Raw genomic sequence first — 9,250 nt, forward strand, 5'->3', positions numbered from 1 at the left:
TCGGTCAGCTTGTCGTGCGACAGCCGCGAATTGGACGGGCGCTTGGCGGGAACCGGGTAGTCGCTCGCCGGAATCGGCAACACCTTCGGCGCATGCTCGCCCATCGCCTGGGCGAAGATTGCCTCGGCAAACCCGTGCCACGACGTGGCGCCCGCGGACGTGAAGTGATAGACGCCGGAACGCCGCGCCCACCAGTCCGCGTCATCGGCCGCCAATGCCTGCGCGACGATGTGCGCGGTGGCGGTGGCGATCGTCTTCGACCATGTCGGGGCGCCAACCTGATCCGCGACGACACGCAACTCAGGACGCTCGCTCCCGAGCTTCAGCATCGTCAGCAGGAAGTTCTTGCCGCGGCGGCCGTACACCCAGCTCGTCCGCAGGATCAAGTGTGCGCAACCTGTCGCCGCGATGGCCTGCTCGCCCTCCAGCTTGGTCAGCCCATAGACGTTCTGCGGGTTGGTCGCGTCCGTTTCGACATAGGCACCCTCTTTGGTGCCGTCGAACACATAGTCGGTTGAGTAATGAACCAGCGCTGCACCGAGGCGCGCCGCCTCCTCTGCGAAAGCACGCGGGACTTCGACATTCAGCCGGCGCGCGGCGTCGACGTCCGCCTCGGCCTTGTCGACGGCCGTGTACGCGGCCGGGTTCACGATGATCGACGGCTTCAGCTCGCGCACGACGCTGCGCACCCGATCGAGGTCGGACAGGTCGAGCATCGAGCGGTCGCATGCGACCACGCGGCCGAGTCCTTGCAGCGAGCGCAGCAGTTCGAACCCGACCTGACCATTCACACCCGTCACGAGAATCGTCGGCTCAGGAGTCACACCCACCTCACGCATAAACTTCGGCTTCGCTCAAACGCTTGCCGGCCGCATCCTTCGCCGCCAGCAGCGGCTCGAAATCGATCGGCCACTTGATCCCGATCTCCGGGTCGTTCCACACGATGCTGCGCTCGTGTTCGGGGAACCAGTAGTCGGTCGTCTTGTAAAGGAACTGCGCGGCCTCCGACAGCACGACGAACCCGTGCGCGAAACCGGGCGGCACCCACAGTTGCCGATGGTTGTCGTTCGACAGCACCACACCCACCCACTTGCCGAAGTTGGGCGAATCCTTGCGAATGTCGACGGCGACGTCGAACACTTCGCCCTCGACCACGCGAACGAGCTTGCCCTGCGCGTGCTGGATCTGATAGTGCAGGCCGCGCAGCACGCCCTTCGACGAGCGCGAATGGTTGTCCTGCACGAATTCGACGCCGGGTGCGACCTGCTCGGCGAATTCCTTCCCGTTGAAGCTTTCGTAGAAGAACCCGCGCGCGTCCCCGAACACCTTCGGCTCGATGATCTTGACTTCGGGCAGCGCCGTTGCCGTTACTTGGATGGCCATGCGACTTGATCCGTAAGAATGTTCTTGAGGTACTGACCATATGCGTTCTTCGCGAGCGGCTGGGCGAGCTTCAGCACTTGTTCCGCGTCGATCCAGTTGCGGCGATACGCGATCTCTTCCGGGCATGCGACCACGAGACCTTGCCGCTTCTGCAGCGTCGCGATGAAACTGGCCGCCTCGATCAGCGAATCGTGCGTGCCGGTGTCGAGCCACGCATAGCCGCGCCCCATGATCTCGACGTTCAGCGCACCGCTGTCGAGATAGCGCGAGTTGACGTCGGTGATTTCGAGCTCGCCGCGCGGCGACGGCTTGATGTCGGCCGCGATGTCGCACACCTGGTTGTCGTAGAAGTACAGGCCCGTCACCGCGTAGTTCGAACGCGGCTTCGCGGGCTTCTCCTCGATCGATAGCGCGCGGAACGACTTGTCGAATTCGACGACGCCGTAACGTTCCGGGTCGTGCACGTGATACGCGAACACGGTCGCGCCCGTTTCCTGCGCATGCGCGCGCTCGAGCTGCTTCGCGAGGTCGTGACCGTAGAAGATATTGTCGCCGAGGATCAGCGCCGACGGATCGTTGCCGACGAACTCCTTGCCGATGATGAACGCCTGCGCGAGACCGTCGGGCGACGGCTGCACCGCGTACTGGATGTTCATCCCCCACTGGCTGCCGTCGCCGAGCATCGACTCGAAGCGCGGCGTGTCCTGCGGCGTCGAGATGATCAACACGTCGCGAATGCCCGCGATCATCAACGTCGACAGCGGGTAGTAGATCATCGGCTTGTCGTACACCGGCAGCAGCTGCTTCGAGACGACGTGCGTGATCGGATACAGCCGGGTACCGGAACCGCCGGCGAGAATGATGCCTTTACGTGCCATCGCTTCTCTCCTCAAGTGCGTTTCGCGTAGTTCGTCTCGACCCACTTGCGGTACTCGCCCGATGCGACCTCATCGGCCCACACCTGGTTGTCGAGATACCAGTCGACCGTCTTTGCCAGGCCGGTCTCGAACGTTTCCGCGGGCTTCCAGCCGAGTTCGCGTTCGAGCTTGCGCGCATCGATCGCGTAGCGGCGATCGTGGCCGGGCCGGTCGGTCACATAGGTGATCTGGTCACGGTACGAACCCGCGGCCTTCGGGCGCGCCTTGTCGAGCAGGTCGCACAGCGTATGCACGACTTCGAGGTTCTTCTTCTCGTTCCAGCCTCCGACGTTGTACGTCTCGCCCGGTACGCCGCGCGCGAGCACTTCGCGGATCGCGCTGCAGTGGTCGCCGACGTACAGCCAGTCGCGCACGTTCTGGCCGTCGCCATACACCGGCAGCGGCTTGCCCGCGAGCGCGTTCGCGATCATCAGAGGGATCAGCTTTTCCGGGAACTGGTACGGGCCGTAGTTGTTCGAACAGTTCGTCGTCAGTACCGGCAGACCATACGTATGGTGATACGCACGCACTAGGTGGTCGGAGCCCGCCTTCGTCGCGGAATACGGGCTGTTCGGCGCGTACGGCGTCGTCTCCGAGAATTGCGGGTCGGTAGCCGACAGCGAACCGAACACCTCGTCGGTCGACACGTGCAGGAAGCGGAACGCGGCCTTGTCGGCGTCGTTCAGGCCGTTCCAGTACTGACGGGTGGCCTCGAGCAGCGTGAACGTGCCGACGACGTTGGTCTGCACGAAGTCCGCGGGACCGTGGATCGAGCGATCGACGTGGCTTTCCGCGGCGAAGTGCAGCACTGCGCGGGGTTTGTGCTCGGCCAGGAGCGCGTCAAGTGCGTCACGGTCGCAGATATCGACGCGCGCAAACACGTGCTTCGGGTTTCCGTCCAGCGACTGCAGCGTGCGCAGGTTCCCTGCGTACGTCAGCTTGTCAACGTTGAGCACGGCTTCGTCGGATGCGCGCAGCCAGTCGAGTACAAAATTGGCACCGATAAAACCCGCGCCGCCCGTAACCAGGATCATGAGGCTCCCTCAAATAACGTGCGGCAGACGCCATCAGGCGCCTGCCACATCAGATTCACAAATGCTAGTAGCTTGTGATTGCCACGTCCAACCGGGAATTTTAACCGGTCGACATGGCCTCCAAAGTCATGAAATGCTAATTTTGTTGGGGAAAGCGACAATTATAGGTAGCCGCCCCCTGCAAAAGCCATGCCGCTAACAACTTGATACAGCGCTTCGAACCCTTTCCGGGCGTGAAATTTCTTGCCAAATCAACGCACGGTTGCGGAACATAAATTGCGCAGTGGCCCATTGACCAGATAATTTTTTCGACATTCTCGATACTCGCAAAATTCGCTGCCCCATGACCCTCCCCCCCATCGCCATCGGCGACATCCAAGGCTGTCATTCCGCTTTCCAGTCGCTGCTCGACAAGCTCTCGCCCTCCGCCGACACGCCCTTCTGGATCGCCGGCGACGTCGTCAACCGCGGCCCGGGCTCCCTCGCCGCGCTGCGTGCGATCGTCGACCTCGGCTCGCGCGCGACCGTCGTGCTCGGCAACCACGACCTCCACCTGCTCGCGGTCTCGGCCGGGCTGCGCACCGAGCGTCCGGGCGACACGATCGGCGAAATCCTCGACGCGCCCGACGCCGACGCGCTGCTCGACTGGGTCCGCCATCGCCCGTTCGTGCATGTCGAAGACGAAAAGCTGCTCGTGCACGCCGGCGTGTTGCCGCAATGGGACGCCACGCTCGCGCTCGAACTCGCCGACGAACTACAGCGCGCGCTGCGTGCCCCCGACTGGCGCGACACGCTGCAAGGCCTGTACGGCAACGAGCCGAATCAATGGGCGCCGAACCTGAAAAAACGAGACCGGATGCGCGTCGCATTCAACGCGTTCACGCGCCTGCGCTTCTGCACGCCCGACGGCGCAATGGAGTTCAAGGCAAATGGCGGCCCGGACAGCGCGCCGCCCGGCTACCTGCCGTGGTTCGACGTGCCGGGGCGCCGCACCGAGGACGTGACGGTCGTGTTCGGGCACTGGGCCGCGCTCGGCCTGATGTTGCGCGACAACGTCGTCGCGCTCGATTCAGGTTGCGTATGGGGAAATCAGTTGTCGGCCGTGCGGCTCACGGCCGACCCTGCGCAGCGCACGGTCACGCAGGTGCAGTGCGAAGCGTGCCGTTCGCCGGGCGGCGAATGACGGCACGCTGATTCGCCCGCCCCCGGCCGACCGCGCATCAGCCCTCGCGCCCCGGCACCGGCGCATCGGCTGCCGCGTCGCCCGTCGCACCGGCGCCGAGCTCGGTCGCCGGATACGCATGCTTCTGCAACTCGGCGAGCGACTCGGCCGTCGGCTTGCCGACCTTCTCCTGCAGCGTCGCCAGTGCGGCCGCGATCGCGTCGCGCGCCGCCGCGGACGTCGCCCGCCGGTCACCGCCCGGCGCGATCGGTTCGCACACGTACAGATGCGCGACGAGCGGGCCGCCGCGCAACACCATGTCGAGCGACGTGCCGAGCGACAGATCGCCCGTGTAGGCCGGCGCGACCGACTGCCGCCCGTGCGCGTCCTCGTACATCAGGCAGATCGGCTGCACCGCGCAGCCGGCCGATACCGCGGCCTGGAACAGGTTCGCATGGAACGGCAGCAGTTCCTGACCGTCGGACGTCGTCCCTTCCGGAAACACGCACATCAGCCCGCCGGTGCGCAGGCGCTCGGCCATCTCGTGCATGATCCGCATCGCCTCGGTACGCTTCTCGCGCTGCAGGAACACGGTGTCGAGCTTCTCGGCGAGCCAGCCGACGACCGGCCACTGCCGCACCTCGGCCTTCGACACGAACGGCGTCGGCCGCCACGCGTTGACCGCATAGATGTCGAGCCACGACACGTGGTTGCCCACGACGAGCGCGCTCGCGTTGAGCCGCGCGCCGTCGTTGTGGACGACGAGGCGCATCCCGCAGATCCGCAGCAGCTTGAGCGACCAGCGGCGTATCAGCTCGGCGCGGCGCGCGGGCGTGACGTGCGAAAAACGCAGCGCGACGATCACCATGCCACGCAACAGGTGAAAGGCGAGACGCAGCTTGCGAAAGGCGATCATGGCGAAGGTTCCGCGTGGTTCAGTGGCGCTCGAACGCGACCTGTCCGGCCACGAGCGTGGTACGCACGGCGGCCGGCAGTTCGTAGCCGAGGAACGGCGAATTGTGGCCCTGGCTCTTCAGCGCACGCGGCTCGACGCGCCAGTGCGCGCGCGGATCGAACACGCACAGATCGGCCGCGCCGCCTTCGGCGAGGCGCCCGGCCGGCAGTTGCAGCACGTCGGCCGGCGCGGACGTGATGCGGCGCAGCGCCCGCGCGAGCGGCGTGCGCGTCTCGTCCGCCCACTTCAGCGTCAGCGACAGCAGCAATTCGAGCCCCGTCGCGCCCGGCGTCGCTTCACCGAACGGCAGCAGCTTCTCGTCGTCGTCGACCGGCGTGTGATCCGAGCAGATCGCGTCGATCGTGCCGTCGGCGAGCGCCGCGCGAATCGCTTCGCGATCGCGCTCGCTGCGCAGCGGCGGATCGAGCCGGAACTGCGAGTCGAAGTAGCCAATGTCGACGTCGATCAGGTGGACGTGGTTCACGCCGACGTCGCAGGTGACGGGCAGCCCTTCCGCCTTCGCCGCGCGCACGAGCGCGAGCCCGGCCGCCGACGACAGCCGCGCGAGGTGCACCCGTGCGCCCGTCACGCGCATCAGTTCGAAAATCGTGTGGAGTGCGATCGTCTCGGCCGCGACCGGCACGCCGGACAGCCCGAGCCGCGACGCGAGCGCGCCGCTCGCGGCCACGCCGCCGCGGCCGATGAACGCGTCGAGCGGACGCAGCCACGTCGTGTAGCCGTAGGTGCTCGCGTACTGCAGCGCGCGCAGCAGCACCTGCGTGTCGCGCACCGGCACGTTGGCATGCGTGAAACCGACGCAGCCGGATTCGGTCAGCGCGACCATCTCGGTGATCACCTCGCCCTTGAGGCCGACCGTCAGCGCGCCAAGGGGATGCACGTTCGCCTGGCGAAGATTGCGTGCGCGGAACTTGAGCATTTCGACGAGGCCCGGCTCGTCGAGCACGGGATCGGTGTCCGGCGGGCACACGAGGGTCGTGACGCCGCCCGCGACGGCCGCGGCCATCTCGGACGCGAGCGTCGCCTTGTGTTCGTAGCCCGGCTCGCGCAGCCGCGCGCACAGGTCGACGAGGCCGGGCGCGACGATCAGGCCCGACGCGTCGATCGTCTGGTCCGCGTTGAAACCGACGGGCGCGCTGCCCAGCGCGGCGATCTTGCCGTCCGCGACGAATACGTCGGCCTGCCCTTCGGTGCTGGCGACCGGGTCGATCAGCGTGCCGCCTTTGATATGAATCTTCATGCGCTGTCTGTGAATGCGTTGATTGCGTTGAATGCCTGAACGAGGGGGCGCGAAAGCGGGCTCAGTCGCTATTGCCGGCGACGATGCCCATCACCGCCATCCGCACCGCGATGCCGAACGTGACCTGGTTGAGGATCACCGATTGCGGACCGTCGGCGACCTGCGAATCGATCTCGACGCCGCGGTTCATCGGCCCCGGATGCATCACGATCGCGTCGGGCGCGGCGAGCGCGAGGCGCTCGGGCGTCAGGCCCCACGTCTTGAAGTACTCCTGCGCGGACGGCAGCAGCGCGCCGCTCATCCGTTCGTTCTGCAGACGCAGCATGATGATCACGTCGACGCCCTTCAGCCCCTCGTCGAGGTTGTGGAACACTTTCACGCCCATCTGCTCGAGACCGCCCGGCAGCAGCGTGCGCGGGCCGATCGCACGCACTTCCGGCACGCCGAGCGTGGTGAGCGCGTGGATGTCGGAGCGCGCGACGCGCGAATGCAGGATGTCGCCGACGATCGCCACGCGCAGCTTCGTGAAGTCGCGCTTGTAGTGACGGATCGTGTACATGTCGAGCAAGCCCTGCGTCGGGTGCGCATGACGGCCGTCGCCGGCGTTGATCACGTGCACGTGCGGCGCGCAGTGCTCGGCGATCAGGTACGGCGCGCCGCTCGACGCGTGGCGCACGACGAACAGGTCGGCATGCATCGCCGACAGGTTGTTGATCGTGTCGAGCAGCGATTCGCCCTTGCTCGTCGACGACGCGTTGATGTTCAGGTTCAGCACGTCGGCCGACAGGCGCGTCGCGGCAATCTCGAAGGTCGTGCGGGTGCGCGTCGAGTTCTCGAAGAACAGGTTGAACACGGACTTGCCGCGCAGCAGCGGCACCTTCTTCACTTCACGGTCCGTCACGCTGACGAACTGCTCGGCGGTATCGAGGATGTGATTGACGATCGAGCGCGGCAGGCCCTCGATCGACAGCAGGTGCTTCAGCTCGCCGTTTTTCGTGAGCTGCGGGTTGCCCTTCAGGAAACCGTAGCGAAACCGGTCGGGGCTCGCGGCCGCCGCGGGATTGCCGGTGCGGCCAGTGGTGTCGGTGGTCATGGTGTGCGTGATTCCAACTATGCAAACGGGCCGCGGTGCAAACCAGCGGCCCGGGATACGGTTCGCGTGTCGTTCAGGCGCCGTGCGACTCGCTCTGGGCCTCGAGACGCAGCGTGAACCGCGCCTCGTCGCGCGCGAGCACGAGCGTCGCGTCGGCCGGCACGTCGAGCGTGCCGCCCGCGAAGCGCGCGGCGACCGGCAGCTCGCGGCCGCCGCGATCGGCGAGCACTGCGAGCTCGACCGCGGCCGGACGGCCGTAGTCGAACAGCTCGTTGAGCGCCGCGCGCACGGTGCGCCCGGTGTACAGCACGTCGTCGACGAGCACGATGCGCGCGCCGTCGATCTCGAACGGCAGCGACGTCGGGCTCGCCTGGCTGTGCAGCCCCTTCTTCGCGTAGTCGTCGCGATGCAGCGCGACGTTGACGACGCCGAACGCCGGTGCGCCGAGATCGCGTGCGAGGCGCTCGGCGAGCCACGCACCGCCGCTGTAAATGCCGGCGAGCCGCGGGCCGCCCGGTTCGGCGAACGCCGTGCCGTACGCGGCGCGGATCTGGTCGAGCAGGACGCGGTAAAGCGCCTCGGCGTCAATGGTGCTCATGGTCGGACAATTGATCGAGATACTGTTGAAGAATGACGCGCGCGGCTTCGGCATCGAGCATGTCGGTGCGAGCGCGGCCGCGCACGTTGCGCTCGCGCAGCCCGGCTTCCGCCTCGACCGACGAATAGCGCTCGTCGACCCACGTGACGGGCAGCCCGAAGCGGCCGTTCAGCTGGTTGCCGAAACGCTTCGCCTGCTGCGTCATGTCGTGCGGCGTGCCGTCCGGATGCATCGGCAGGCCCACGACGAGCGCATCCGGCCGCCATTCGGCCAGCAGGTCGCCGACCGCCTTGAAGCGGTGCTCGCGGTTCAGGTTCTGGATCACGACGAGCGCACGGGCCGAGCGCGTCAGCGCGTTGCCGATCGCGACGCCGATCCGTTTTTCGCCGTAGTCGAACGCCAGGAGCGTCGCATCGCGCGCGCTCGCGCCACTCATGCGTGCCCTGCCTCGCCGGACAGCATCGACGAGCTGACGCCGAGCAGGCCGAGCGCGGCTTCGAAGCGCTCTTCGGCCGGCGTGTCGAACACGATGCGCGGATCGGCGGCGACGGTCAGCCAGCCGTTGCGGGCAATTTCTTCCTCGAGCTGCCCGGCGCCCCAGCCTGCATGGCCGAGCGTGAGCAGGAAGCGCTTCGGGCCGGTGCCCGTCGCGACCGCCTCGAGCACGTCCTTCGACGTCGTCATCTCGAGCCCGCCGTCGACGGACATCGACGAGTTGTAGCTCGCGCCCTCGACCGGCTCGTGCAGCACGAAGCCGCGCTCGGTCTGGACCGGACCGCCGAAGTACACCGGAATGTGCAGCAGCGGCTCGATGTCGAGCTTCAGGTCGATGCGGTTGAACAGCGATTCG

The 9,250-nt window shown here is 66.7% G+C and carries 11 protein-coding genes; 1 reads left to right on the forward strand and 10 read right to left on the reverse strand.

The window, feature by feature from the left end:
• The 4 genes from rfbD to rfbB all read right to left on the reverse strand — a co-directional run.
• Nucleotides 1-839 (reverse strand): dTDP-4-dehydrorhamnose reductase (gene rfbD / locus JMF90_RS11605; RefSeq protein WP_201325119.1); only part of this gene is annotated, 839 nt, incomplete at its 3' end.
• Complete coding sequence (rfbC, locus tag JMF90_RS11610) at nt 832-1,383, reverse strand: dTDP-4-dehydrorhamnose 3,5-epimerase (protein ID WP_175809002.1); 552 nt, start codon at nt 1,381-1,383, stop codon at nt 832-834. The genes rfbC and rfbD, both read right to left, overlap by 8 nt.
• Nucleotides 1,368-2,261, reverse strand: a complete 894-nt coding sequence (gene rfbA / locus JMF90_RS11615; RefSeq protein ID WP_011694186.1) for a glucose-1-phosphate thymidylyltransferase RfbA — start codon at nt 2,259-2,261, stop codon at nt 1,368-1,370. Before rfbA ends, rfbC begins: the two co-directional genes overlap by 16 nt.
• 11 nt (nt 2,262-2,272) lie before the next feature.
• Nucleotides 2,273-3,334 carry a dTDP-glucose 4,6-dehydratase gene (rfbB, locus tag JMF90_RS11620; protein ID WP_012328028.1) on the reverse strand — a complete coding sequence of 354 codons (1,062 nt, stop codon included), beginning with the start codon at nt 3,332-3,334 and terminating at the stop codon, nt 2,273-2,275.
• Between the two features lie 343 nt (nt 3,335-3,677).
• On the opposite strand from rfbB, the gene JMF90_RS11625 reads away from it, so the two are divergent.
• Nucleotides 3,678-4,517, forward strand: a complete 840-nt coding sequence (locus JMF90_RS11625; RefSeq protein WP_175809001.1) for a symmetrical bis(5'-nucleosyl)-tetraphosphatase — start codon at nt 3,678-3,680, stop codon at nt 4,515-4,517.
• Between the two features lie 37 nt (nt 4,518-4,554).
• Here JMF90_RS11625 and JMF90_RS11630 read toward each other — a convergent pair whose 3' ends face one another.
• The 6 genes from JMF90_RS11630 to JMF90_RS11655 form a co-directional block, all read right to left on the reverse strand.
• Complete coding sequence (locus tag JMF90_RS11630; RefSeq protein WP_175809000.1) at nt 4,555-5,412, reverse strand: 1-acyl-sn-glycerol-3-phosphate acyltransferase; 858 nt, start codon at nt 5,410-5,412, stop codon at nt 4,555-4,557.
• Nucleotides 5,413-5,431: 19 nt separating this feature from the next.
• Nucleotides 5,432-6,709 (reverse strand): dihydroorotase, encoded by a 1,278-nt coding sequence (locus tag JMF90_RS11635; protein ID WP_175808999.1) that lies wholly within the window; start codon nt 6,707-6,709, stop codon nt 5,432-5,434.
• A 61-nt stretch (nt 6,710-6,770) separates the two neighbouring features.
• Nucleotides 6,771-7,802 carry an aspartate carbamoyltransferase catalytic subunit gene (locus tag JMF90_RS11640; protein ID WP_006476735.1) on the reverse strand — a complete coding sequence of 344 codons (1,032 nt, stop codon included), beginning with the start codon at nt 7,800-7,802 and terminating at the stop codon, nt 6,771-6,773.
• A 73-nt stretch (nt 7,803-7,875) separates the two neighbouring features.
• Nucleotides 7,876-8,400 (reverse strand): bifunctional pyr operon transcriptional regulator/uracil phosphoribosyltransferase PyrR, encoded by a 525-nt coding sequence (gene pyrR, locus JMF90_RS11645; RefSeq protein WP_125380786.1) that lies wholly within the window; start codon nt 8,398-8,400, stop codon nt 7,876-7,878.
• Nucleotides 8,387-8,836 (reverse strand): Holliday junction resolvase RuvX, encoded by a 450-nt coding sequence (gene ruvX / locus JMF90_RS11650; RefSeq protein ID WP_006476737.1) that lies wholly within the window; start codon nt 8,834-8,836, stop codon nt 8,387-8,389. The genes pyrR and ruvX overlap by 14 nt, the downstream gene beginning before the upstream one ends.
• Nucleotides 8,833-9,250, reverse strand: a 418-nt coding sequence (locus JMF90_RS11655; protein ID WP_201325120.1) for a YqgE/AlgH family protein, incomplete at its 5' end; no start/stop codon positions are given. The genes ruvX and JMF90_RS11655, both read right to left, overlap by 4 nt.

The organism is Burkholderia sp. E168m23 (assembly GCF_016586125.1).
Lineage (GTDB): Bacteria > Pseudomonadota > Gammaproteobacteria > Burkholderiales > Burkholderiaceae > Burkholderia > Burkholderia orbicola.

Excerpts from the sequence above, each read along its gene's own strand:
- JMF90_RS11630 (WP_175809000.1), bottom strand. The coding sequence starts at position 5,412 with ATGATCGCCTTTCGCAAGCTGCGTCTCGCCTTTCACCTGTTGCGTGGC.
- JMF90_RS11635 (WP_175808999.1), bottom strand. The coding sequence starts at position 6,709 with ATGAAGATTCATATCAAAGGCGGCACGCTGATCGACCCGGTCGCCAGC.
- JMF90_RS11625 (WP_175809001.1), top strand. The coding sequence starts at position 3,678 with ATGACCCTCCCCCCCATCGCCATCGGCGACATCCAAGGCTGTCATTCC.
- ruvX (WP_006476737.1), bottom strand. The coding sequence starts at position 8,836 with ATGAGTGGCGCGAGCGCGCGCGATGCGACGCTCCTGGCGTTCGACTAC.
- rfbC (WP_175809002.1), bottom strand. The coding sequence starts at position 1,383 with ATGGCCATCCAAGTAACGGCAACGGCGCTGCCCGAAGTCAAGATCATC.
- pyrR (WP_125380786.1), bottom strand. The coding sequence starts at position 8,400 with ATGAGCACCATTGACGCCGAGGCGCTTTACCGCGTCCTGCTCGACCAG.
- rfbA (WP_011694186.1), bottom strand. The coding sequence starts at position 2,261 with ATGGCACGTAAAGGCATCATTCTCGCCGGCGGTTCCGGTACCCGGCTG.
- JMF90_RS11640 (WP_006476735.1), bottom strand. The coding sequence starts at position 7,802 with ATGACCACCGACACCACTGGCCGCACCGGCAATCCCGCGGCGGCCGCG.
- rfbB (WP_012328028.1), bottom strand. The coding sequence starts at position 3,334 with ATGATCCTGGTTACGGGCGGCGCGGGTTTTATCGGTGCCAATTTTGTA.